General features: G+C 72.5%; 21 protein-coding genes, 1 tRNA gene and 1 pseudogene. 9 read left to right on the top strand and 14 right to left on the bottom strand.

What is annotated here, in order from left to right; genetic code table 11:
* Nucleotides 1–25: 25 nt before the first annotated feature.
* The 4 genes from ACPXBU_RS23430 to ACPXBU_RS23415 all read right to left on the bottom strand — a co-directional run bounded on the left by ACPXBU_RS23430 (nucleotide 26) and on the right by ACPXBU_RS23415 (nucleotide 5,630).
* A complete protein-coding gene (locus tag ACPXBU_RS23430) occupies nucleotides 26–2,962 on the bottom strand; it encodes a BTAD domain-containing putative transcriptional regulator (protein ID WP_425759666.1) in 2,937 nt (978 codons plus the stop codon).
* An 89-nt stretch (nucleotides 2,963–3,051) separates the two neighbouring features.
* A complete protein-coding gene (locus ACPXBU_RS23425) occupies nucleotides 3,052–3,294 on the bottom strand; it encodes a type II toxin-antitoxin system RelE family toxin (protein ID WP_357570811.1) in 243 nt (80 codons plus the stop codon).
* Complete coding sequence (locus tag ACPXBU_RS23420) at nucleotides 3,291–3,590, bottom strand: type II toxin-antitoxin system Phd/YefM family antitoxin (RefSeq protein WP_425759665.1); 300 nt, start codon at nucleotides 3,588–3,590, stop codon at nucleotides 3,291–3,293. The genes ACPXBU_RS23425 and ACPXBU_RS23420 overlap by 4 nt, the downstream gene beginning before the upstream one ends.
* A gap of 69 nt (nucleotides 3,591–3,659) precedes the next feature.
* Nucleotides 3,660–5,630 (bottom strand): potassium channel family protein, encoded by a 1,971-nt coding sequence (locus tag ACPXBU_RS23415; protein ID WP_425759664.1) that lies wholly within the window; start codon nucleotides 5,628–5,630, stop codon nucleotides 3,660–3,662.
* A 94-nt stretch (nucleotides 5,631–5,724) separates the two neighbouring features.
* On the opposite strand from ACPXBU_RS23415, the gene ACPXBU_RS23410 reads away from it, so the two are divergent.
* The 4 genes from ACPXBU_RS23410 (at nucleotide 5,725) to ACPXBU_RS23395 (ending at nucleotide 9,726) form a co-directional block, all read left to right on the top strand.
* Entirely contained in the window at nucleotides 5,725–6,213 is a 489-nt protein-coding gene (locus ACPXBU_RS23410; RefSeq protein ID WP_393369624.1) for an MSMEG_6728 family protein, read from the top strand.
* Between the two features lie 24 nt (nucleotides 6,214–6,237).
* Nucleotides 6,238–7,791, top strand: a complete 1,554-nt coding sequence (locus ACPXBU_RS23405; protein ID WP_425759663.1) for an FAD-dependent oxidoreductase — start codon at nucleotides 6,238–6,240, stop codon at nucleotides 7,789–7,791.
* Nucleotides 7,792–7,858: 67 nt separating this feature from the next.
* Entirely contained in the window at nucleotides 7,859–9,070 is a 1,212-nt protein-coding gene (locus tag ACPXBU_RS23400; protein WP_393369620.1) for a hypothetical protein, read from the top strand.
* Nucleotides 9,071–9,282: 212 nt separating this feature from the next.
* The gene (locus ACPXBU_RS23395) at nucleotides 9,283–9,726 is read left to right on the top strand and encodes an HNH endonuclease (RefSeq protein WP_393369617.1); all 444 of its coding nucleotides are present in this window, start codon (nucleotides 9,283–9,285) and stop codon (nucleotides 9,724–9,726) included.
* A gap of 71 nt (nucleotides 9,727–9,797) precedes the next feature.
* On the opposite strand, the gene ACPXBU_RS23390 is transcribed toward ACPXBU_RS23395, so the two are convergent.
* A complete protein-coding gene (locus ACPXBU_RS23390; protein WP_425759662.1) occupies nucleotides 9,798–11,333 on the bottom strand; it encodes a protein kinase domain-containing protein in 1,536 nt (511 codons plus the stop codon).
* An 88-nt stretch (nucleotides 11,334–11,421) separates the two neighbouring features.
* Nucleotides 11,422–12,180: an enoyl-CoA hydratase/isomerase family protein gene (locus ACPXBU_RS23385; RefSeq protein WP_425759661.1), complete on the bottom strand. Its 759-nt coding sequence runs from the start codon at nucleotides 12,178–12,180 to the stop codon at nucleotides 11,422–11,424.
* A gap of 236 nt (nucleotides 12,181–12,416) precedes the next feature.
* Between ACPXBU_RS23385 and ACPXBU_RS23380 the strand changes: the two genes are divergently transcribed.
* On the top strand, nucleotides 12,417–12,968 hold the full coding sequence (locus tag ACPXBU_RS23380) for a hypothetical protein (RefSeq protein WP_425759660.1): 552 nt from the start codon (nucleotides 12,417–12,419) through the stop codon (nucleotides 12,966–12,968).
* Here ACPXBU_RS23380 and ACPXBU_RS23375 read toward each other — a convergent pair.
* The 4 genes from ACPXBU_RS23375 to ACPXBU_RS23360 form a co-directional block, all read right to left on the bottom strand.
* Nucleotides 12,956–13,600 carry a histidine phosphatase family protein gene (locus tag ACPXBU_RS23375; RefSeq protein ID WP_425759659.1) on the bottom strand — a complete coding sequence of 215 codons (645 nt, stop codon included), beginning with the start codon at nucleotides 13,598–13,600 and terminating at the stop codon, nucleotides 12,956–12,958. The two genes, ACPXBU_RS23380 and ACPXBU_RS23375, sit on opposite strands and share 13 nt — an antisense overlap.
* Before the next feature lie 40 nt (nucleotides 13,601–13,640).
* Nucleotides 13,641–14,060 carry a VOC family protein gene (locus ACPXBU_RS23370; protein ID WP_425759658.1) on the bottom strand — a complete coding sequence of 140 codons (420 nt, stop codon included), beginning with the start codon at nucleotides 14,058–14,060 and terminating at the stop codon, nucleotides 13,641–13,643.
* Between the two features lie 35 nt (nucleotides 14,061–14,095).
* Complete coding sequence (locus ACPXBU_RS23365) at nucleotides 14,096–14,497, bottom strand: helix-turn-helix domain-containing protein (RefSeq protein ID WP_393369604.1); 402 nt, start codon at nucleotides 14,495–14,497, stop codon at nucleotides 14,096–14,098.
* A gap of 83 nt (nucleotides 14,498–14,580) precedes the next feature.
* Nucleotides 14,581–14,657: transfer RNA gene (locus ACPXBU_RS23360), tRNA-Thr, on the bottom strand.
* A gap of 340 nt (nucleotides 14,658–14,997) precedes the next feature.
* Here ACPXBU_RS23360 and ACPXBU_RS23355 point away from each other — a divergent pair.
* A complete protein-coding gene (locus ACPXBU_RS23355; RefSeq protein ID WP_393369601.1) occupies nucleotides 14,998–16,089 on the top strand; it encodes an ABC transporter ATP-binding protein in 1,092 nt (363 codons plus the stop codon).
* Between the two features lie 168 nt (nucleotides 16,090–16,257).
* Nucleotides 16,258–16,839 carry a hypothetical protein gene (locus ACPXBU_RS23350; protein WP_425759657.1) on the top strand — a complete coding sequence of 194 codons (582 nt, stop codon included), beginning with the start codon at nucleotides 16,258–16,260 and terminating at the stop codon, nucleotides 16,837–16,839.
* A gap of 49 nt (nucleotides 16,840–16,888) precedes the next feature.
* Here the strand turns inward: ACPXBU_RS23350 and rlmB are convergent, their stop codons facing one another.
* Both rlmB and cysS read right to left on the bottom strand, forming a co-directional pair.
* A complete protein-coding gene (rlmB, locus tag ACPXBU_RS23345; RefSeq protein ID WP_425759656.1) occupies nucleotides 16,889–18,040 on the bottom strand; it encodes a 23S rRNA (guanosine(2251)-2'-O)-methyltransferase RlmB in 1,152 nt (383 codons plus the stop codon).
* Nucleotides 18,040–19,455, bottom strand: a complete 1,416-nt coding sequence (gene cysS, locus ACPXBU_RS23340) for a cysteine--tRNA ligase (protein ID WP_393369592.1) — start codon at nucleotides 19,453–19,455, stop codon at nucleotides 18,040–18,042. The genes rlmB and cysS overlap by 1 nt, the downstream gene beginning before the upstream one ends.
* A gap of 63 nt (nucleotides 19,456–19,518) precedes the next feature.
* Here cysS and ACPXBU_RS23335 point away from each other — a divergent pair, with 63 nt between their 5' ends.
* Both ACPXBU_RS23335 and ACPXBU_RS23330 read left to right on the top strand, forming a co-directional pair.
* On the top strand, nucleotides 19,519–20,286 hold the full coding sequence (locus ACPXBU_RS23335; protein ID WP_425759655.1) for an IclR family transcriptional regulator: 768 nt from the start codon (nucleotides 19,519–19,521) through the stop codon (nucleotides 20,284–20,286).
* 841 nt (nucleotides 20,287–21,127) lie between these two features.
* On the top strand, nucleotides 21,128–21,826 hold the full coding sequence (locus ACPXBU_RS23330; RefSeq protein WP_425759654.1) for an endonuclease domain-containing protein: 699 nt from the start codon (nucleotides 21,128–21,130) through the stop codon (nucleotides 21,824–21,826).
* Between the two features lie 257 nt (nucleotides 21,827–22,083).
* Here ACPXBU_RS23330 and ACPXBU_RS23325 read toward each other — a convergent pair.
* Both ACPXBU_RS23325 and ACPXBU_RS23320 read right to left on the bottom strand, forming a co-directional pair.
* Nucleotides 22,084–22,755 (bottom strand): annotated as a pseudogene (locus ACPXBU_RS23325) (HAD family hydrolase); the annotation flags it as partial.
* A 13-nt stretch (nucleotides 22,756–22,768) separates the two neighbouring features.
* Nucleotides 22,769–23,734, bottom strand: coding sequence for an EamA family transporter (locus ACPXBU_RS23320; RefSeq protein ID WP_425759653.1), 966 nt, complete (start codon nucleotides 23,732–23,734; stop codon nucleotides 22,769–22,771).
* Nucleotides 23,735–23,799: the final 65 nt, after the last annotated feature.

Genomic DNA, 23,799 nt, shown 5'->3' with positions numbered 1-23,799 from the left:
GAGGGTGCGGTCGGACGCTGACGGGTCACGCACCGTCCGCTGACGGCGGCGCACCGGGCCGGCTCGCGGCACCGGCCTTCTCCTCCTCGGTGATCTGCTGAAGAAGGAGGATGATCTCCGAGCGCGTCGCCTCGCCGACGTACCAGCCGGTGAGCCCGCCGGCCAACGCCGCTTCGCAGAGCTGCCTCGTCTCGGCGAGATCACCACGCAGCCGTGCCACCTGGGCGAGGCCGAGCCGGGCGGCGGACACGAACTCGGGCGCGCCACTGCCCTGCGCCAGGAGCAGCGCGCCGGCGAAGTCGTCCCGGGCTGCCGCCAGGTCACCGGCACGCAGCCTTATCTCACCCCGCGTACGCAGCATGTCGGCCTGGTCGACGGCTGAGCCGAGTTCCTCGGCCAAGCCCATTGCCTGCTTCATGTGGTCGCCCGCCGCCTCCGGATCACCGTGCCAGGCGGCCAGTTCGCCGAGCGCGCCAAGTGTGATCATGGAACCCCACCGGTCTCCGGTGCTCCGGAAGCCGTCGAGCGCGGTGGCCAGCGCTGCCCCGGCACGGTCCGACTGACCACCCCACATCTGCGCCGTGCCGTGCCCCATCGCGCCGAGCGCGTTGATCCAGACGTCCGGGCCGACCAGCCGCCGCAGCTCCCGCATCAGCTCTTCGACGTCATCGGCTCCGCCGGGCGGGGGTCCGGTTGAGATCCCCGACAGATACAGGAGGAACGGTTGTCGAGGGGGCCGGTCGAGGCTGCGGATCACGGACCCCTGCGTACCGAGCGACGGGAGGTGGCCGGCACCGGCGAGCGCGGCGTTGTAGACGCAGAGGGCGAACTCCTCGCCCAACCCGGGCGGCGCCTCGGCACCGAGCACGTCGAGGACGTCGGCGGCTAGCCGGGCCCCTTCGCCACGCATGCCGCGTAACCACCAGTAGAACGACAGGGCCGCGACCAACCCGGCCGCCTCGGACGCGTCGCCGGCCGCGGTGGCACGCCGCAGCGCGGCGTGCAGGTTGTCCCGTTCGGCGTCGAGCCGCCGCAACCAGTGCAACTGTTCCGCGCGCCGCAGGTGGTCGCTGGCGGTCCAGGCGAGCTCCAGGAAGTACGCGGTGTGCGCGCGGCGCAGCTCGTCGGCCTCACCGGCTTCGGCGAGACGTTCGGCGCAGAAGGCGCGCACCGTTTCGAGCATCCGGTACCGGCCACCGCTCAACTCCACGAAGGACTTGTCGGCCAGACCGCTGAGCGCGTCGACGAACTCGGCGCTGGGGAGACCGGAGACCCGCCCGGCGGCCTCCAGCGTCGCGCCGCCCGCGAAGACGGTCAGCCGGCGGGCCAGTATCCGTTCGGCCTCGTCGAGCAGATCCCAGCTCCACTCGACCACGGCCCGGAGCGTGCGGTGTCGGGGCGACGCGGCCCGGCTGCCCATGGACAGCAACCGGAACCTGTCGTCGAGCCGGGCGGCCACCTCGGCGACGGGCAACGCCCGCAGCCGCGCGGCGGCCAGCTCGATGGCCAGCGGCAGGCCGTCGAGGGTACGGCAGATCCGCAGCACCACGTCGACGTTGGCCGGCGTGACGGTGAAGTCGGGTGCGACGTCGGCGGCCCGTTGGACGAACAGGCTGACCGCCGCGTAGTCGTCGGCCTGCTCGGTCGACGCGTCGGGTGGCGGCAGGGTGAGCCCGGACAACTGGCACAACGCCTCGCCGGCCAGCCCGAGCGGCTCGCGACTCGTGGCCAGCACCCGCAGCGCCGGGCACGCGCCCAGCAGCCGTGCGGCGAGCCGGGCCGCGTCGGCGACCACGTGCTCGCAGTTGTCGAGCACGAGCAGCAGCCGCCGTTCGGCGAGCGCCTCGACCAGACGGTCGGTGGACTGTCGGCCCGGCTCGGCCGGGGCCCGCAGGCCCGCGTCCCGCAGACCGAGCGCGCTCAACACCGCCTGCGGCACGTCCGACCCGTCGGCCAGCCCGGCCAGCTCGACGAAACAGACCTCGCCGTCCGAACGACCCGCCGCCTCGATCGCCAACCGGGTCTTACCCGCTCCCCCGGGGCCGGTGAGGGTGACAAGTCTTCGCTCTCCGAGCAACGCGCGAACGCGCGTCAGTTCCTCCTCCCGCCCGACGAAGGTGGTGAGCTGGCTCGGCAGCCCCGGCTCGACCGTCGGGCGTACGGCGAAGCTGTCCCCGCCGCGCGGCCCGGCGAAGCTGTCCCCGCCGCGCGGCCCGGCGGGACTCTCGGCGCCGCGCAGTACGGCCAGGTGGATCGCGGCCAGCGCCGCCGACGGGTCGACCCCGAGTTGCTCGGCCAGGCCGCGCCGAGCGTCCTCGAACTCGGCAAGCGCCTCGGCCGGCCGGCCCTGCGCGGACAGGGCACGCATGAGCTGGCCTCGCGACCGCTCCCGCAGCGGATGCGCCACGACCAGTTGCCGCAGCTCCGGGACCAGCTCCGCGTGCCCGCCCAGCGCCAGCTCCGCCTCGATCCGATCTTCGGTGGCGGCCAGCCGCAGCTCGTCCAGCCGGGCCGCCTGCGCGGGTACGCCGGCCACGTCGATGACGTCGGCCAGTGCGGGACCACGCCACAGCTCCAGCGCCTCGCGTAGCACGGCCGCCGCGCGGGGCCAGTCACCGCCGGCGAGAGCGCGCCGCCCGACCTCGGCGAGCCGCTCGAACCGGTACGCGTCGACGTCCGCGGGATCCACGGCGAGGCGGTAGCCGGCCGGGTGGAACTCCACCGGGGTGTGCTCGGCGGGCAGCGCCTGACGCAGGCGCGACACCAGGGACTGAAGCGCGTTGGCGGCGCCCCGGGGCGGGTGCTCGCCGTACAGGCCGTCGATCAGCCGCTCGGCGGACACCACCCGGCCCGCGTCGAGCACCAGGAGCGCCAGCAGCGCGCGCAGCCGTGGACCACCCGGGGCGATCTCACGCCCGTCGGCCAGCAGCACCTGGGTCGGCCCCAGGACGCGGAAACGCATGGCACTGATTGTCACTCAGGCCCGCCGATGAGAGTGGCCGGCCGCTCGTCAGCTCCGTCGCGCGCAGATAGGGCGCACAGCCAGACGGGTCATGAGTAGACGTCCTTACGATGACCGACGTCGTGGACGGTCAGCTCGTCACTGTCGAGGCGATATAGGACCCGGTAGTCACCGACCCGCAAACGGCGCCCAGATCCGTCGCGCATCTCGGTCGAGTTTTGTGGCGCGGGATCGGAGACCAAACCGAGGATTGCGCCCAATACGGTCAGGAACACGTTGCGTGGCTGTTTGTGCAGCCAGACCAGCACGTCTCGGTCGATCTGAACCTTCACGCCGCCTCGCCGTTGGCCCGATCGGCCAGAAGCGCCTCCACCTCACGTGGATCGACCCCGAGCGATTCCAGCGCCGCCGACAGTGGTACGAACTCGGCTTCGGCACGAGATCGGGCGATCACCGCTGAGTCCCGGCGATCGCGGAACGCCTCGATCTCCTCCCACTCGTCGATGCCGATGAGCACGGCGACGGGCCGCTCGTACTTCGTGATGATGACCGGCTCACCGGTGCGCTCGACACCGTCTAGCACCCGCCCCGCGCCATCACGGAATTCCCGCAGCGTAATCCTATCCATGCACAAAACTGTACCATGCGGTACCGCGTGGCGTCGTTTGTCTCAAGCGTGCAGATCAAAGTGAACGCCTCAGCCCACCTCGGCGGTCCCGTCCTGCCTGCGGGCCAGTTCGGATCCGTCGGTGGGGCGGCCGGTGGATGTCGACGGAGCATCGCGGCCGGGGGGAACGGGATGCTCCGCGCCGACACCTGGGTCCGTCTGGCTTGGCAGCGAGGGCGGCGTCGCCGTTGGGGTGGGCACCGTGCCGTGCACCGCCCCCGCCGGCCGAGGCGCCGGGCCCGGATGGGCGGGCGGGGCGCACTGCCTGGTCAGCCAGTCCAGACCGCGTCGGCGGGCGACGACTGTCAGCCGGTCGCCCGCGAAGATCACCTGGCGAGGGTCGAGGTCCTTCCACCAGATCGTCTTGCCCCCGCCGGCCGGGGTACGGGCGATCAACCGGACCTGCCCGTCCCGGTTGACCACCTCCAGCGGTCGGCCGTCCAGCTCGGAGCCTGCGGCAACCGGCACCTCGGCGACCGGCAGCGCATGCCTGTCGACGGGGATCGTGGTGATCACCGCGCGTTCGGTCAGCGCCCCGATGAAGGCCGGGGCGGCCAGGTAGGAGACCGACCTGGACACCCCGAGGGCGAAGGTCTCCTCCACCCGTTCGGCGAAGTCGCCGTCGAAGAGCCGCAGCACCACCCGCAGGTCGGGGGCGAGGTCACGGGCGGCGAGTGCCGCCTCCAGGTTGGCCACGTCGTCGGTGGACGCCACCACCAGCGCCTGGCAGTCGGCCACCGACGCGGCGACAAGCGTCTCGGAGAGCGCGGCGTCGCCGACGATCACCGGCACCTCCAGTTGACGGGCCAGGGCGCCGCCGCGCGGCGCCGGATCCTTGTCGATCGCCACCACCTCGACGTCGTACTCCCGGAGCTGGGCCATGACCCGGGTGCCGACGTTGCCCAGGCCGATCAGCACGACGTGCCCGGCCCGCGCGGGCTGCACCCGGCCGGTGTGCAGGGCCAGCCGGGCGTTGACGATGCCGTCCACCACGACGGCGGTGATCAGCGGGATCAGCGCCAAGCCGGCCAGGTTGAGCACCACCTGCATGATCTGCGCGCCGGCCGGCTTTGTGGTGTCCGGGTCGGCGCCGCTGAGCGTGGTGACCAGGGTCAGGTACAGCGCTTCCAGCGGGGAGGCGTCCTCGGTGCGGGAGATCAGCGCCCCCAGCACCGCGATCACCGCGAGCACGAGCATCACCGCGACGCCGATCTTGCGGGTCGCGAAGCCGCGTACGGCTCCCAGCAGCACCGTGACCGGACGACGCCGCCGGCGGTCCCGGACCAGCCGACGGGCGGCGACCTCGGTGCCCGGCGGTTGCCCGGTCGCCTCGGCGAGCACCAGGTCCGCGCCGGCCTGCTCGGCCGGCAGCAACTCCACCCCCTGCGCCTCGGTGAGGTGGGCCAGGGCGCAGACCACGTCCTGCGGGCGGACGTCGGCCCGCCGCGCCACCCGGAGCGTCTTGTCCCGATGTTGGAAGGAACTGGGGTCGACCTCGCCGAGCGCGGCGGCCACGAAGGCCGGCGCGGCCATCTCGGCGTCGGAGAGCACCTCGACCGGCGCCTTGATCAGTTTGCGTACGCCGTCGGCGAGGGTGCCGTTGAACATCCGCAGCACCTGGCGGACCTGCTGGTCGACGGCCTGCGCGCAGAGCGCCGCGTGCAGGTTGCCGACGTCGTCCTGGTGCAGCAGGGCCAGCCCGGTCGCCCCGGACAGGCCGGCGGCCTCGAAGGTGGACACGTCGAGCCGATCCGAGCGGATCACCCGGACCCCGCGCAGCCCCGCCACGTCCGGGCCGTTGCTGCGGTAGCGCTCCGGCACCACGACTGTCACCCGGGCCCCACCCGTCGGCAGCTCGGATTCGAGCAGCGCCCGAGCCACGTAGTAGGCGAGCGCGTCCTTCCCGCAGATCACGTAGTGCGGGCGCGGATCACCGGCGGAGCGCAGCCGCCAGTTCCACTCGACCGCCCGTCGCGCCCGGTCCCGCCACGGCTCCGCCATGCCCGGATCGTAATCAGCACGGCCACGGTGGGCGACCCCGTCCGGATCATCCCCGACCAGGCATGCCCGCTCCGGCGACGGGTAGTGCAGCGGCATGCAGACGTTCCTCCCGTACCCGGACTTCCTGGCCAGCGCCCGGACGCTGGACCAGAAGCGGCTGGGCAAGCAACGGGTGGAGGCCATCCAGGTGCTGCGCGGGCTCACCCGACCCGGGTACGGCTGGCGCAACCACCCGGCGGTGAAGATGTGGGCCGGGTACGAGGAGGCGCTCACCCGCTACGGGCTGGACATGTGCGCGGTGTGGACCGAGCCGGGGCGGGCGGACACCTGCGCCACCACGATGACCGTGGACCTCGCGGCCGCCTGCGGGGCCGGCGTCGTACGGACCCAGGACGAGCTGGCCGAGGCTGGTGAGCTGCCCCCGTGGCTGGGCCGCGACGAGCTGCACCTGAGCCACCGATCGTCGCTGGTCCGCAAGGACCCGGCGCACTACCGGCCCCTCTTCGGCGACGACGTTCCGCCGGACCTGGAGTACGTGTGGCCGGCCTCCGACCGCGCGCGCCGTTGCCTGCCGGCCGACTGAGCCGAGGTGGGGCAGACTGGGCCCATGGCGCTGTCGCAAGTGGTGGGCCGGCTCATCGGCGTACGCCAACATCTGGTGGACCCGGGCGGCGGTGGCGCGGACCGCGTGCCGCGACCGACCGCGGCGGTGGTGGTGGGTGGCGGCATCGCCGGCATGTCGGCGGCGGTGGTGCTGGCCGAGCGGGGCGTGGCGGTCACGGTGCTGGAGGCGGCACCGACGCTCGGCGGTCGACTGGGCGCCTGGCCGGAGACGCTCGCCGAGGGCAGTCAGCGCAACGAGCACGGTTTCCACGCGTTCTTCCGGCAGTACTACAACTGGCGGTCGATCCTCCGCCGGATCGATCCTGACCTGGGCTTCCTCAAGCCCGTTCCGGGTTACCCGATCCTCAGTGCCCAGTGGCCGACCGAGGAGTTCGGCAGGCTGCCGCCCGCGCCGCCGGCGAACCTGCTCGCGCTGCTGCTGCGCAGCCCCAGTCTGCGCCTGGGCGACCTGCGCCTGATGGACCGGGACGCCGCGCTGCCGCTGCTCACCTACGACCCGGTGCGCACCTACGCCGAGTTGGACGACACCACTGCCGACGAGCTGTTGGCGTCGCTGCGGCTGCCGGACCGGGCTCGGGCAATGCTGTTCGAGGTCTTCTCGCACTCGTTCTTCAACCACGAGGCCGAGATGTCGGCCGCCGAGATGGTCGCCCAGTTCCACTTCTATCTGCTCGGCAACCCGGAGGGGTTGGCGTTCGACTGCCCGGACGAGGACTACGCCACGGCGATCTGGGAGCCACTGACCCGGCACGTGGAGAAGCACGGCGGCCGGGTGCTGACCGGCTGCGCCGCGACGGGGGTGCACCAGGACGGCGACGGCTGGCGGGTGACGACCACCGAGGGCGACGGCCACCCGGCGGCCCACGTGGTGCTCGCCGTCGACCCGCCGGCGCTCGCCGCGCTCGTCGCCGCCTCCCCGGATCTGGTCGAGCGGGCACCGGAGATGGCCGCCCGGATGCCCGCCTTCGGCCGGCCCGGCCCGCCATACGCGGTGGCACGGTACTGGTGTGCCGGGGACGTGGCAGCCGAGCGGGCGGTGTTCAGCGGTGTGTCCCGGCAGCCCACGCTGGATTCGGTGACGCTCTACCACCGGTTGGAGGACGAGCCGCGGCGGTGGGCGCGACAGACCGGCGGGTCGGTCATCGAGCTGCACGCGTATGCCTGCGAGCCGGGGGTGCCGGCCGAGGAGTTGGCCGAGCGGATGCGCCGCGAGCTTGTCGCGCTCTGGCCGGAGGCTGCCGACCTGCGGGTTCGCGAGCTGCGGGCCCGGGTGGAGGCGCAGGCGCCGGCGTTCACGCCGGGCAGCCACGCCTGGCGACCGGGGGTACGCACCGACGCGTCCGGCCTCTACCTGGCCGGTGACGGCATCGCCACGGACTTCCCGAGCGCGTTGATGGAACGCTCCGCCGCCACGGGCATCGTCGCCGCGAACCACATCCTGCGCGCGGAGGGCGGCGCGGCGGAGCCGGTGCGCTCGATCCGGCCCCGAGGGCTGCTTGCCGGTCGCCGCACCCCAAACCGACAAAACACAACATAAGCATCGGTACGCTGCCGTACGCTTGGTTGATCAACCGTCGATCGACCGGGCGGGAGGGCAGCGGGGGATGTCACCACTGCACCGCGCCGGCGCGGAGAACGACTCGCCTGTCGACGAGAGCGGCCGCGACGACGCGTACCCACTGATCCGCGACGAACGCGCCTGCATCGTCACCGCACTGCGCCTGGGCTGGTGGATGGCGGACGCCTACCACCACGGGCAGCACGCCGAGTTCGGCGTCCCCGTCGAGGCCCGCCCACCCGTACCGCCGGCCAAGCTCTCCAACCTCACCGAGATGTCCGCCCACCGGCGGATGCGCATGTACCTCGACGGGGTGGACGTCGCGCTGGCCCAGATCGCCGAACTCACCCGACACACCGGGCCGGTGCCCGACACGGCCGCGGCCCGGGCCCTGCTACCCGACGTGGGCCGGCCCGACCCGGCCGACCCGGTGCCGCTGCTGCTCGCCCTCGACGACCTCAACGTCGAGGTGCTGCGCTGGGCGATGGCCGCCAACCACCGGGTCGGGCTGGCCTACCGACTGGGCCGATCGGTGGCCGACACCGTCCGAGCCGGCGACGCCACCCAGTTGCTGCGGCAGTTCGGCGGTCGGCAGATCCAGATCAGCCGCTGGCTGGACGAGTTGGCGAGCGTGCTGCCGCCGTACTCGGCCGCGGTGGTGCGCCGGTCGCTCGCCACCTGGGCGACGGCTGTCGACCGGGCCGGCCACGGGGACCCGGCCGAACCCGCGCCCGCCGAGCTGAGCCGGGCCCTGCGCGCCCAGGGTGACCTCTGGCGGGACGTGCTCACCGGCGGGCTGCACCCCCGCGACCTGCTCGACGAGGAGGACTACGCGGTGATCGCCCGGAACCTGATCATCCGGGATCGCCGGCTGGTGGCACAGGCGGCGCGCGGCATCTTCTGGCCCGTGCTCGTACCCCTGCTGCTGGTGCTCTTCGCGGTGGTCGGCGTGAGCGCCGCCGCGGCCGCCGGCTCACCGACCACCCGGGCCACCGTCGCCCTGGTGGGTCTCGGCGCCGGGCTGGCCGCGATCTGGCGGTCGGTCTCCGGGCCGGCGCTGGCGGTCGCCGGCGAGGTCAACCGGCCCCTGCTGGACGCCGAACTCACCGCGCGCATGGCCCTGCGGCTGGACCGGCCGCTGACCGCCGCCCGACGCACGGCGGTCGTCGCGCCCCGGACCCGCCGTCCGCGCCGCCCGGAGGAGCCGGGCAGCCGATCGAAATACGTTGCCCGTCTATCCCGCCCCGACCTACCGTGATCGGGCAAGGTCAACCACCGCCGCGGGAGCAGAGCATGACGATGTCGCACGTCAGCACCGTGCCGTCGACGCTGCCCGGCGACGGTTGCCGAGCGGAAGGTCCCCGGGCGGGCCGGCCCGACTGACGCGTACCCGTACGCGCCCAGCCGCCCCGTCCACCAGCCGGACCGGGCGGCTTTTCGCTGTCCGTCACCATCGTGAAAGGAGCCCCGGTGGACGCCGTCCTCGTCATCAACGCCGACCTCGGCCCGCTGCACCGGGTCACCGTTCAACATGCCGTACGGATGCTCTGCCGCCGGGTCGCCGAGATCCACGAGGCCGAGCCGGACCAGGTGATCGGGGTCTTCCCGATGCCCAGGGTGGTGCGGCTGGTCCGCTACGTGGTCACCAGGTGGAGGTTCAGCGCCGGGCCGGCCTGGTCCCGCGCCGGGGTGCTGCGCCGCGACGACCGCTGCTGCGCGTACTGCGGCGGGTCGGCCTCCACCATCGACCACATCCTGCCCCGCTCGCGCGGCGGTCGGAACACCTGGCGGAACACCACCGCCGCCTGCTACGGCTGCAACCAGCGCAAGGGTGACCGGACGCCGGCGGAGGCGGGCATGCCGCTGCGCCGGGAGCCGGTGAACCCGGGCTGGGGGGCACTCGCCGGGCGGTGACGGACCGGCCGGCGGGAACGGGGGGCCGCGTCCCGGGTACGTCCCGGGGCGCGGCACCCGCCGGCCCCCGGTCAGGCTGCGCGTTCCTTGACCTTCGAGTTCGGGCTGCCGTTGGGGCACTGCACCCGGATCTCGCTGCGGTGCTCGGTGGACACCAACTCGACCTGGATCTGCTTTGCGGGGCCCGGGTCGTACGCCTCGGCCCGGAACCCAGGCGCGAGCGCCACCGCGAGCACCTCGACGGACTTTCCCACGCAGCGGACGGTGATCGTCCCTCCTTGCGCCTGCACGGGCACGTTCGCGGAACGGGTGGGCGTCGACGCGGCCGGGCCGGGCGTGGTCGGCGTGGGGCCGGGCGCGGTGGCGGACGGGGCCGGGGTCGCCGTCGGGTCCGGGCCGGTCGGGGGGCCGGTCCGGGCAGCAGGCGCGGTCTCCTGAGCCGGCGGGACGGCGGACGGCCCGGTCGTGATCTCGTCGGCCGGCTCCGCGGCGCGTGGCATCCCCACGGCGGTGGTGCCCGGGCCCCGGCCGGTCGACGGAGCGCCCTGCCCCGGTCGACGATTGCCGACGTCGCCGAGCGACCCGGCCATCGTGATCGCGGTGAGCACCGCGCCGCCGACCACCAGGATGGCCCGACGCCGACGCCGACGCCACGACAGGCGTCTCGTCGGAGCGGCCGAGTCGGCGGTCGCGGCGTCGGTCGGCTCGGCCGAGCCGGCCTCCGGTGCCGCGGTGACGCCCGTTTTCCCTGAGCCTGCCCCCGGTGCCGGGCTGACGCCCGTCTCCTCGGACGTCGCTCCACTCATGGCGGCGAGCAGGATGTGGGCCGCCTCGGCGGCCGGTGGCCGGTCGGCGGGGTCGCGGGCCAGACACCAGCGGTAGAGCCGGTGGACCTCGGGCGGTACGCCGTCGATCTCCGGCAGCGGGTCCGGCTCGACGTGCGTGTGCGCGCGGAGCATCCCGGTCTGCGTCTCGGCCGGGCACGGCAGCCGGCCGGTGAGCACCCGGTGCAGCAGCAGGCCCAGGGCGTACACGTCGCAGGCCGGCAGCACCTCGCCGGCCGCAAGCCGCTCCGGGGCCAGGTAGGCCGGCGTGCCGAGCAGCCGCCCCTCGAAGTCGATCTCCGACTCGCCGACGGCCGCCGCGATGCCGAAGTCGAGCACCTTGGCGCCGGTGGGCGTGAGCATCACATTGCTCGGCTTGATGTCGCGGTGCACCAGATCCTGCGCGTGCGCGGCGGCGAGCGCGGAGGCCACCTCGGCGCAGACCCGCAGACCCGCCCGGGGCGGCAACGACCCGAGCGCCAACCGCTGTTCGAGGGTGTGACCCCCGAGCAGCTCCATCACCACGAACGGGACCGGGGCGCCGTCGACAAGCGACTCACCGAAGTCGTAGACGCTCGTGACGTGCGGGTGCGACAAACGGGCCGCGGCCTTGGCCTCACCCCGGATCCGCTGCCGTGCACCGTGGTCCGTGGCGAGCAGCACCTTCACCGCGACGTCCCGTTCGAGCACCTCGTCGTACGCCCGGTGCACCGCCGACATGCCGCCACTGCCAAGGCGCTCCAGGAGCCGATAGCGGCCCGCAAGCAACTGATCACGCTGCACGACGGACAGCCTGCCGTACCGGCCGGCCACGGGCCACCCCGGATCGAGGTGTTGCGATGAGTGGGACCGAGGTGCGGATACCGTCCCCTCAGCGGGGCCGCCAGGCGAAGCGGGGCGTACGCCGCTCGACCATCGCCGCGACCCCCTCCCGGGCCTCGCCGGTGGTCGACACCTTCCGGTGCCACCAGGCGATCCGCGCCGGCCCGGCCCGGTCGTCGACGATCTCCTTCGCGGCGGCGACGCTCAACGGCGACCGCTGGGCGATCATCGCGGTCAGCTCGTCCAGCCGCGCGGCGAGCCGGTCGCCCGACAGCACCTCGTCGACCAGACCGATCCGCAGGGCGCGCTCAGCGTCGATCAGCTCGGCGGTGAACAGCAGGTGCTTGGCGGCGGACGGGCCGACCAGCCGGGCCAGCCGGCGGGTGGTCGGCGCCGGATAGACCAGCCCGAGCCGGGCCGGCGGTACGCCGAAACGGGCGTCGTCCGCGGCGATCCGCAGATCGCAGGCGACCGCGAGCTGAGCCCCGCCGCCGACGCAGGCACCCCGGATGGCAGCGATCGTCGGCTTGGCGAAGCTGGCCAGCCGTTCCTCGGCGGCCACCGCGATGCTCGTGTCACCGGCGTCCAACAGCTCGGCCAGGTCACCCAGGTCCGCGCCGGCGCAGAACGCGTCGCCCGCGCCGGTGAGCACCAACGCCCGGACGTCGGGGTCGGGTTCCAGCCGGTCGAGCAGCTCGGGGAGCTGACGCCACATGGTGGCGGTCATCGCGTTGCGCCGGGCCGGGTTGTGGATCACCACAGTCGCGACCGGTCCGGTCACCTCGACTGTCAACTCCGCGTCCGACACGTCCGCCCCTCCCCGTCACCTGCGCGACGCCACCGATCTGGCCGAACCGGCGGCGCACGCCGCTACGACGACCCTGACGGGCACGATTCTGAAGCAATCTTGGACAGTTTCCGTTAGCTCGTACAGTTAGCTCGTAACGGAAACTGTCCAAGATTGCCAGAAACGGCTCACACCGCTTCCGCCCGGGGTGGGGTGGGGTGGGGGAACCGGTGCTTGGGGTGGTGCGTCCGACGGGGATGAGACCCGCATCGACGACGGCCGTCACGATCGCGCTCCTGACCGCCGTCCTGACCGGTTGCACAGGCGTCGACCGAGCCCCCACCCCCCTCCCGCCCCCGGTCACCATCGCTCCCGGCTCGACCGTCGTCGCCACCCCGCCGACCGGCACCCCGCCGACCATCGTCGCCACCGTCGTCCCCGGGACCGGTGGCGCGCCGACTCGGGTGATCCTGCGAACCTCCGGCGGCTTCGCCGGTCGTGGTGACGCCGTGACGGTCGAGCCGGACGGTCGGTGGACCGCGGTGGACCGGGCCGGCAGTCGGCGTACCGGCCGGCTCACCCCCGCCGACCTGGGCGGCTTGAGCGGGCTCGCCGCCGACCCCCGGCTGGCCGCCGAGGCACGGCGGCCGACCAGCTCGACAACCTGCTCGGACGCGTTCACCTACCGGCTCACCGTGGGCAGCGTCGAGACCGGCTACGTCGACTGCCCGGCCGACACCGCCCCACCGCCGGCCACCCAGGCACTGGTCAAGCTGCTGCTGCGGAGCACCGGCACTCAGACCAGGTAGTCCGGGGGCAGGCCGGTCCCCCGCAACTCCGGCGGAAGGTGGGCCACGTCGTTGACGGCGATCAGATTCGGCGGCCCGGTCGGGCTGTACCGGATCACGGTCAGGCCCGCGTTGTGCAGGTTCAAGCCCATCCAACGCCACTCCGGCGCGTCCAGCGCATGCCGCACCAGCCAGGCGATCAGAAAGCTGTGCGTCACGACCAACTCGCGAACCGGCTCGTCACCGGTGGGCCCGTCGCTGACCGGGCCGGCGAACCGCCGTACCGCCGCCGCCGTCACCTGCGGCCCGTCGACCCGCTCGGCCGCCGAAAACTGACCGAGGAACGTCGCGTACGCCGGGGGCAGTCCCACCGGATCCGTGTCGTGTGGGAGGTGGTCACCTGCCAACTCCGTCTCGTACACCGGCACCTCGGGCAGCGACGCGGCGATCAGCTCGGCGGTCTGCGCGGCCCGGCGCAGCGGCCCGTGCTGGACCGCCGCGAACCGCCGGCCCCGCAGACGCTCGCCGAGCAGGGTGGCCTGTCGCCGGCCGCGCTCGGTGAGGCCGGTGTCCGGTTCCCCGGCATCCGACTCCCGCAGCGCGGCCAGGTCCTGCTCGGCATGTCGGGTCAGGTACAGCAGTCGGGTCGCCATGCCGCCCACCTCACCACACCGAGTTCTGACGAAACAGGCCTCAGCCCCGCGGGAACATCTGGCCGATGCGGATCCGGTTGCCGAACGGGTCCCGGATGCCGAAGTCGATCCCGTACGGGCGTTCGGTCGGCTCGTCGGTGATCTCGACGCCCTTCGCCACGAGCTCCGCGTGCGTCTTGTGGGCGTCGTCGGTGGTCATGAAGAGGTACCCACCCAGGGCGCCCTTGGTGAGCAGCTCGCGGACCTGCTCGGCGGTGGCCGGGTCCAGCGCCGGCGCCCCCGGCTTCTCCAACAGGATCTCCCGCTCCGGGTCGCCGGGCAGGTTGACAGTCAGCCACCGCATGAAGCCGAGATCCTGGTCGGTGTTGACCTCCATGCCGAGCTTGTTCACGTAGAAATCGAGGGCCTCGTCCTGGTCGAGGACGTAGATCTGGGAGCGGCTGATCGCGTTCATCGTCATGCCGACAACGGTAGAGGTAGACCGTGACCTGGGGCTTATCCAAAACTGCTGGGTCGGGTCCAGGCTTTGGTGAAGCACGACGGCACGTTGGCCGGCGCGACGCGGTCCCGCCGGAAATCCGAGGGCGACTTGCCGACGATCTGGCGGAACGTCCGGCTGAAGGTGCCGAGGCTGCTGAAGCCGACGGCGTAGCAGATGTCTGTGACGTCCCGATCGGTTTCCACCAGCAACGTCATCGCCCGCTCCACCCGACGGCGTTGCAGGTAACGGTGCGGGGTCTCACCGAACGTGGCCCGGAAGGTGCGGATGAAGTGCGCCTCGGAGACGTACGCGATCCGGGCCAGCGCGGGGATGTCCAGCGGCTGGGCGTACGCCCGGTCCATCGCGTCCCGGGCACGCAGCATGGCTCGGTTGGACTCCTCCACCGCGCGACTCATCGGCCCCCGCTCTCTGCCCGGCCCAGGCTACGCCGGGCCATGTCGACTCACCGCGGAGCCGATCGGGAAGAGCTTTGTGAATATGGAGCCCCCGGCCGGGATCGAACCGGCGACATCTCGCTTACAAGGCGAGTGCTCTGGCCAGCTGAGCTACAGGGGCGCGTGCGTCGACGTCAGCATAGCGAGTGACGTCCGGATATCCCGCTCGCGATGCCCCCCGAGCATTGGAAACGTCAACAACCCGACGCGTACGGGTTTACCGGTGCGTCGATTGATGCCTGAGCGTGCCCGAGTGCCCGGAATGCGTAGGCCGTCGGCCGGGTCGGGCGGCACCCCGCCTTGGCAGCAGGGGCAAACCCGTTTACGGTTCACTCACACGGACGACAGCCCGGCGCCCCCGCGCGCGAGCCGCAGTCCGCTGACCGGCACGGATACGTGCCTGTCGCTCCTTCACTCGGATCGTCCGGCACGTTCCTGCCGGTGAAAGGAAGCGCTTCACCATGGCTACGGTCACCTATTCCAAGGCTTCCCGGGTCTACCCGGGCCAAGAGCGTCCCGCCGTCAACGAGCTGAACCTCGAGATCGGCGACGGCGAGTTCCTCGTCCTTGTCGGCCCCTCCGGCTGCGGCAAGTCCACAAGCCTGCGGATGCTCGCCGGCCTGGAGGACGTGGACGCCGGCTCGATCTACATCGACCAGCGTGACGTCACCCACCTTCCTCCGAAGGCCCGCGACATCGCGATGGTCTTCCAGAACTACGCGCTCTACCCGCACATGACGGTGTACGAGAACATGGCGTTCGCCCTCAAGCTGCGCAAGACCTCCAAGTCGGAGATCGACCGGCGGGTCAAGGAGGCGGCGGCCCTGCTCCAGTTGGAGGAGTACCTCAGCCGCAAGCCGAAGGCGCTCTCCGGTGGTCAGCGTCAGCGTGTCGCGATGGGCCGCGCGATCGTCCGCGAGCCGCAGGTCTTCCTCATGGACGAGCCGCTGTCGAACCTCGACGCCAAGCTGCGTGTGCAGACCCGTACCCAGATCGCGTCCCTGCAGGCCAAGCTGGGCGTCACCACGGTCTACGTCACGCACGACCAGGTCGAGGCCATGACCATGGGTCACCGTGTCGCCGTGCTGCTCGACGGTGTCCTCCAGCAGGTGGACACCCCCCGCGCGCTCTACGACACCCCGTCGAACGTGTTCGTCGCCGGTTTCATGGGTTCCCCGGCCATGAACATCAAGACCGTCGCGCTCAACGAGCAGGGCGCCGAGTTCGCCGAGCTGAACATCCCGCTGACCCGGGAGCAGGTCGCGGCGGCCCGCAGCGAGGGTGGCAACGGCAAGGTGACCGTGGGCTTCCGCCCGGAGGACTGCGACCTGGTCAGCCCGACCGAGGGCGGCATGCCGGTCGTGGTCGAGCTGGTCGAGGACCTCGGCTCGGACGCCAACGTCTACGGCCACGCCGCGCTGGGTGGCAGCTCGGAGCGCTTCGTCGTCCGCACCGACCGGCGCAGCATGCCGAACATGGGTGACACCGTGTTCGTCAAGCCGCGTACCGGTCGCAGCCACGTCTTCCACGCCGCCACCGGCAGCCGGATCTGACGTAACGCTCAATCGACAGGGGCGGTCCGCTGCGGCGGGCCGCCCCTGTCGTCGTACCGGTGGTGGATCTTCACCCCCCGGAGCCAGCGCGGATGTGGCTCCGCGGGGTGACTCGGCGGGGTGGGCCGCGCCCGTAGCGTCGCGGCACGCCCAACCCGAGGAGACGCCGTGTCCGCCACCGCTCAACCGCTCAACCGATCCCGGCCGTACCTGGTGGTTCGCCTGGCCAGCCGCAGCCTCGCCTACTGCGCGACGCTGGTGCCGGTCGCCCTGCTCGCGCTTGTGACCGTCCCGTGGGGCGGGGCAGGTGCCGCCGTCGCGCGGTGGAGGGCCCTGCGTACCGGGCTGCTCGGCGCGCCTCCGACGCCCGCGCCCGGCCGGCGGCCCGGCCCGGTCGCGGTGCTCGGCCACGCGCTACTCAGCCTGCTCCTCGGCGCGGTGGCCCTGCTGCCGCTCGGCGTCCAGGTGCTGCTGGTGCTGCGCGGCGTGCTGTACGGCGTGGTGGACCCCGGACCGTACGACCACTCCTGGGGCGGTCCGAGCCGGGCCGGCGCGTGGCTGGCGCACTTCCTCGTCGGCCTGCCGATCGCCGCCGCCGGCCTGGCCGCGCTGGTCGGCATCGCCGCCGTGCACCAGCTGTTGACCCGACGTCTCGACGGGGAGCGGAGCCCGCTCTGGCTGATCCCGACCACCCTGCTGATGGCGCTTGCCGGTGCGGTGCTCTTCGTCGCCTGGACCCACCAGATCTGACGGCGAGGCCCCCTCCCGCAGCAGCGGAAGGGGGCCTCGTCGGACGTCGTTACAGCTCGACCGAGCGGCGGCGGGCGACCTCGGCGAGGGTGACCGCGGCGGCCACGCTGGCGTTCAGCGACTCCACCTCGGAGATCATCGGGATGCTGACGGTCAGGTCGCAGGTCTCCCCGACCAGGCGGGACAGCCCGCGCCCCTCGGAACCGACCACGACCACGAGCGGACCGACGGCGGCTTCCAGGTCGTACAGGTCGGTGTCGCCGTCGGCGTCCAGGCCGACCACCATGAAGCCGGCGTCCCGACACGCCTTCAGCGACCGGGTCAGGTTCGTCACCTGCGCCACGGGCACCCGCGCGGCCGCGCCGGCGCTGGTCCGCCAGGCGGTCGCGGTGATCCCGGCAGCACGTCGCTCGGGTACGAAGACACCCTGCGCACCGAACGCGGCGGCCGACCGGATCACGGCACCCAGGTTGCGCGGATCGGTGACACCGTCCAGCGCGACGAGCAACGGGGCCTGCTGCTCCAGGGCGGCGGCGACCATGTCCTCGAACGGCTGGTACGCGAATGGCGGCACCTGCAACCCGACGCCCTGGTGCAGCACGCCGCCGGTCATCCGGTCCAGCTCGGCCCGGCTGATCTCCAGGTTGGCGATGCCCCGGTCGGCGGCGGTCCGGATGATCTCGTTGATCCGGTCGTCCATGTCGATGCCCTGGGCGACGTAGAGCGCCGTCGCCGGCACCTGGGCGCGCAGCGCCTCCAGCACCGGGTTACGCCCGACCAGCAGCTCCGGCGTGTCCTTGCTCGGGTTGGACTTGCGCCCCGGCGCGACCCGAGGACCGGACCGCGCGGTGGGCTTGCCGCCCCGCCCGCCGGCAGCCCCACGGCCGCCGGTGGCAGCGCCCCGACCCCCCGGTACGCCCCGACCGCCGCCCCTGCCCCAGGTGGTGTCCTTGCTGCCCGGCTGACCGATCTTGGGGGCGCGCCCCTCGTCGGCCGCCGCGCGGCGCTCCTTGTCCTGCTTCCAGGCGGTGCGCTGGGGCAGCTTCTCGGTGCCCGAGTAGCCCTTGTGCCACGGCCGCTCGTCGGCGGGCAGGGTGCGCCCCCGCCCGGCCAGCGAGTCCTTGTTCTTGCCGCCGGTGCCCTTGGGGGCGCCTGCCTTCGACGTCAGTCGCCGGCCACGGCGCTGCGAGTTGCCGGCCATCAGTCCTGCTCTCCAATAGTCCAACGGGGGCCCTGGGGGGTGTCCTCGACCACCACACCGGCCAGCTTGAGCTGGTCCCGTACCGCGTCGGCGGCAGCCCAGTCCTTGCGGCCCCGGGCCTGCGCGCGCTGCTCCAGGGCCAACGCGATCAGGGAGTCCACCACGGCCCGTAGATCACCCGTGCGGCCACCGCCGCTCCAGTCCGGGCTGAGGGGGTCGATCCCGAGGATATCCAGCATCGCCCGCACCGCGGCCAGGGTGGTGCGGACGGTCACATCGTCGCCGACGCTCAGCGCGGTGTTGCCGTCCCGAATGTGCTGTTGCAGCACTGCCAGCGCGGCGGACGTGTTGAGGTCGTCGTCCATCGCCGCGACGAAGCCGCCGGGCAGCTCACCGAGCTGCTCGACGCCGACCCGCTCGGCCGCCCGCTGCACGAAACCCTCGATCCGGCGGTACGCGGTCGCGGCCTCGCGGAGCGAGTCCTCCGAGTAGTCGATCACCGAGCGGTAGTGCGCGGCGGCGTAGTAGTACCGCAGCTCGACCGGCCGCACCCCGAGCGAGTCCACGTACGCCAGGTTGAGCGCGTTGCCCGCGGACTTGCCCATCTTGGCCCCGCCGATGCTCAACAGCCCGTGGTGCACCCAGTAGCGGGCGAACGGCAGACCGGCGGCCTTGGACTGGGCGATCTCGTTCTCGTGGTGCGGGAACGTCAGGTCCAGACCGCCGCCGTGGATGTCGAACTCGGGGCCGAGATAGCGCCAGCACATCGCCGAGCACTCGATGTGCCAACCAGGGCGGCCCAGCCCCCAGGGCGACGGCCAGTAGGCGTCCGCCGGCTCGTCCGGTTTGGCACCCTTCCAGAGCGCGAAGTCGCGCGGGTCCCGCTTGCCCCGGTCCGGCGCGTCCCCGGCCGACTGCATCGCGTCCGGAGACTGACCCGACAGCGACCCGTACGCAGGCCACGACGCCACGTCGAAGTAGACGTCGCCGGAGCCGTCGGTGGCCGGGTACGCGTGCCCGTCGGCGACCAACTTGGTGATCAGCTCGTGCATCTCCGGGATGTGCCCGGTGGCCCGCGGCTCGTAGGTGGGCGGCAACACGTTCAACGCCCGGTACGACTCGGCGAGGAGCAACTCGTTCGCGTACGCGATCGACCAGAACGGCCGACCCTGCTCGCCCGCCTTGACCAGGAGCTTGTCGTCGATGTCGGTCAGGTTGCGGATGAAGGTGACCTCGTAGCCGGCGGCCTGCAGCCAGCGTCGCAGCACGTCATAGTTGACGCCGGAGCGAAGGTGGCCGATGTGCGGCGGAGACTGAAGGGTGAGACCACACAGGTAGACCCCCACCTTGCCGGCTTCCCGCGGGACGAAGTCCCGCACCGATCGGGTGGCAGTGTCATACAGGCGTAGCGTCACCGTACAAGGGTAGCTGTCCGTGCCTGTCCGGATCGGCCGGTGCCGGGTCGTACGCTGCCAGACGTGGACGCGACCGCACGCTCCGGTGAGACCCCAGCCCACTCCAGTGCCCCCACCGACGCTGTGCCGGGGCAGGCCAACGCGGTCGGACAAGCCGGCGCGGTCGGACCGGCCGGGCTTGTCGACGCCGTCGCGGGACGCCCCGGGGAGATGTCGCAGACCCTCGACCGAGGGTTACGGCTGCTGCACCTGGTTGCCGACGCCTCGGGCGGCCTGACCGTCACCGAGGCTGCCAACCGGCTCGGCGTCGGTCGGGCCGCCGTCTACCGGCTCGTCGGCCCGCTCACCGGGCACGGCATGCTGCGCCGCGACGGCGTCGGACGGCTACACCTCGGCGCCGGACTGCTGCACCTGGCCCGACGCGCCCAGCCGCTGCTCGCCGACGGTGCCCTGCCCGCGCTACGCCGCCTCGCCGAGCAGGCCGGCGCGACCGCACACCTGACCGTCGTCGAGGGTGGCGAGGGCGTCGCCCTGGCCGTGGTCGAGCCGACCTGGACGTCGTTCCACGTCGCGTACCGTGCCGGGGCCCGCCACCCTCTGGACCGAGGGGCCGCGGGCCGAGCCATCCTGGCCGGCCGATCCGGGGAGGCTGCGCCGGTGAGCAGCAGCGGGGAGTTACAGGCCGGGGCGTACGGGGTGGCCGCGCCGGTGCTCGGCGTACCCGGCCTGGAGGCGAGCGTCGGCGTGGTCGCGCTCGCCCCGCTGGACGTGGACACGATCGGCCCCCAGGTGCAAGCCGCCGCCACAGCCATCACCACAGCCCTCAGCTAATCCCGACCCCGCGACCACCACCTCGCTGGCTTGATCAACTCGGGTTCATGAAAGTCGCGATGTCCCAAGGCCAACGACCGCCCGACTTTCAGAAACGCGAGTGGATCACCACCGGCGGACGGTCCAAAGGCGCCCGTGTCGGTCGATCCGGCCGGGGCTATAGCACAATCGGCAGGCGGGTTCGTGGTTGTCCACAGGTCCGGCGGGACGCGCGGGCCGGGTTGTCCACAGGGGTTTCGGTGGCCGGTGGGTGGTCGGCAGGCTGCTTGGCATGCCACCACGTCCGCATCGCCCCGATGCCCTGACCTGGCAGGTCTTCCGCGGCTCCGACGCCGTCCGGGACGGCCTGCTCACCGAACATCAGCTGCGCAACTCCGCCTGGGTGCGGTTGCGCCACGACATTTACGCCGATGCGCGGCTGGAGCGGGACCACGCCCTCGCATGTCGCGCCGCACTCCTCCGGCTACCGCCCGGAGTGGTCGTCGGCGGCCCGTCGGCCGCCTACCTGCACGGCGTCCTACACGCCGCGAGTTTCACCGACGATGTGCACGTCCTCGTGCCCCGATCATTGCGGGTCGGCCCACAGCGCGGCCTCAGTGTGCACGTCAACGCCCTCACCCCACTAACGGCGAGCGAAACCCCAGAGCCGGCCGCGCCCTCACCAACGACACGGCGACTGCCAGGCACAAGACGACCATCAGCCGCAGGCCATCCGCCGGACGCAGGACGGCCACCAGCCGCGGGCCAACCACCGGACGCGAGCCAACCACCGGACACAAGACGGCCACCAGCCGCAGGGCGGCCGTCGAGCGCTGGACGTCCACGTGATGCGGCGCGACCTATGGGAGCAGAGCGCCCACCTGCCGGCGGAACGTCACCACGCCCAACACGACAACTGTTCCGCCCGGCGGCGTCCATCAGAGCAGGGGCCATCGCGACGGCCCGGCCGGGCGTTGGGTGGACGGCGGCCAGCACACTCGGGTCTCGAGAGCAGGGTGTCCTCATCCCCCGGTCCGACCCTGGGCGGGCCGCCTGGGAAACGGCTGTCTGGCTCGATCCGGTTCGGGCCGTCGCCATCGTCGACTCGCTGCTCGGGCAGGGGCTGGCCGATCGCGACACCCTGGCCGCCCTGGCTGCCCGCAACGCCGATCGGCCCGGTGGGCGACGAGCGCGCTGGGTCTTCGACCTGGCCGACGGCGGAGCCGAATCTCCGCCAGAGTCGCACCTACGCGTGCGGTTGGTGCTGGGTGGGCTGCCGCGCCCCGTGGCGCAACATCCGGTACGCCTGCCCATCGGCGTTGTCCTGCACCCCGATCTGGCCTGGCCGCAATATCGGGTAGCGGTGGAGTACGACGGGAAGTGGCACTCCGACGCAGAGCAACTGCACCGCGACCGCCGTCGGCTGAACCTACTGGTCAACGCGGGTTGGCTGGTCCTGCACGTGACCAGCCGACGGCTGAACCGTGAGTTCCCGGCGGTGCTTCGGGAGGTGCGGGACGCGCTGGTCAGCCGCGGATGGCGACGGGGATCGCCCACATGACCATGATCGACTCGGGTTCCCGCAAACCGCGCCTTCCACCGCACCTCGACACCCCACCTTCAAGAAAATCGAGTCGATCAAGCCCGCAGACCGCCCCGCGCACCGGCCCGCGAAGCCGGCGCATCGGCCCGCGAGGCCGGCACGTCGATCAGCGCGGCCGGCGCATCGGCCCGCGAGGCCGGCACGTCGGCCCGCACGTCGGCCCGCGAAGCCGGCACTTCGGTCAGCACCGCCGGTACGTCGGTCCGCACGGCCGGCAGGTTGGTGAGCGCGGCCGGCAGGTCGGCCAGGCTGGACACTTCGGCATCGGGCACGGAATCGTCCGGGCGCGGCAGACCGTGTCGGTTCAGCCACACCGATCGCAAGCCCGCTCGCTGCGGTGCCACCACGTCGTGCTCCCACGAGTCCCCGACGTACACGATCTGGCCGGCTGGCACCCCGGCTGCCGCGACCACCGCCGCGTAGAACTCCGGGGCCGGCTTCTTGGGCAGGCCGTTCTCGTGGGCGTACATCTCGAAGGTGAACTCACCGGTGAGCCCGCAGCGTTCGGCGCGGCTGTTGCCGTTGGTGGCGAAGCCCAGGGTGTACCGGGAGCGCAACGCGGCCAACGCCGCCGGCACGTCCGGGAAGGGCCTGGTGAGGGCGAACCGGCGGGCGAAGAAGAGGACGGCGATCTCGTCCAGGTGGTCGTTCAGGCCGGCGCGGGCCAGCGACCGGGCCAGGGCGGCGCGGCGGATCTCCACGACCGGGGCGGCCGACAGGTCACCGAAGACCGCGTCCCAGTCCGATTCCAGTTCGGCGAGGGTCACCTCGTTCGCCGCCTGGCTACGCCGCCGCATTTCGTCGAGGACGGCCACCAGCCCGCCGGTCACCGCGGGGCGCAGGTCGAGCAGGGTTTCGTCGGCGTCGAACACCACTGTGGTCAGCACGCTGCCCACTGTCTCATCGACCGTCGAGCGCCAGCGCGGGCTCGGGCGAGACGGGCGCGGGTGCCGACGGAGTTCCGCGCAGCTCGTCGAGTCGGACCAGCGCGACCCCGGCGACGATCAACGCGCCGCCGAGGAGTTGCCACCCCGTGGGCAGCTCGTCCAGGAACAGCCAGGCGATCAGCACCGCGAAGAGCACCTCGGTCAGCCCGACGAACGACGACAGCCGGGGGCCGAGGATCCGGGTGCCGGCGATGCCGGCCAGGTACGCGATGACGGCGGCCACCAGCGAGAGCCCGGCGATCGGCAGCAACCAGCTGGTGGGCTGCCCGGCGAAGGTGACCTCGCCGAAGGTGGCGTGCAGCGGGAGCAGGCCGGTCAGCCCGATGAGGAGCAGCACGGCGGCGCCGACGGCCATTCCGCCGCTGGCCAGGGCGACCGAGGGCAGTCGGGGGTCGACCCGCCCGGCGAGCACGAAGTACCCGGCCAGGCCGAATGCCGCACCCAGACCCCAGAGCACACCCACGGGGTGGAAGTCGGCGGTGCCGGCGAGGTCGAGCACGAACGCCAGCCCGACCAGGGCGGCCACCGACCCGGCCACGGTGAGCCGGCGGGGTCGCTGCCCGTGCCGTAGCCACATCCACCCCACGACGAGGATGATGCCCAGGTATTCGAGCAGCAGCGCGACACCGACCGGCAGATAGCGCACGGCGTTGAAGAAGCAGACCTGGGCCAGCGCCACCCCGAGGAGCCCGAACAGCCCGATGGCCGTGGCGTTGCTCCGCAGCACGGCCCACCTGCCCCGCAGCGACAGCAGGGCGGGGATCGCCAGCACCAGGGCGGCGATACCGACCCGGGCGATCACTGCCGACTCGGCGGACCAGCCGGCCTCGATGAGTGATCGCGCGAAGGTGCCGGAGGTGGCGAAGGTGACTGCGGAGAGCACCGCCAAGGCGGCGCCGGCGGCAGGTCGTGAGTGCATGTCGCGCTCCTCGGGTCGGCACCGTGTCATGAGCAAACTATCCTTGTGCTGATGACGCTAGGCGG

This window comes from Micromonospora sp. DT231, from assembly GCF_049847025.1.
GTDB lineage: Bacteria > Actinomycetota > Actinomycetes > Mycobacteriales > Micromonosporaceae > Micromonospora.
The sequence above is the reverse complement of the archived record's forward strand: the minus strand, read 5'-3'. Positions and strand labels throughout refer to the sequence as shown.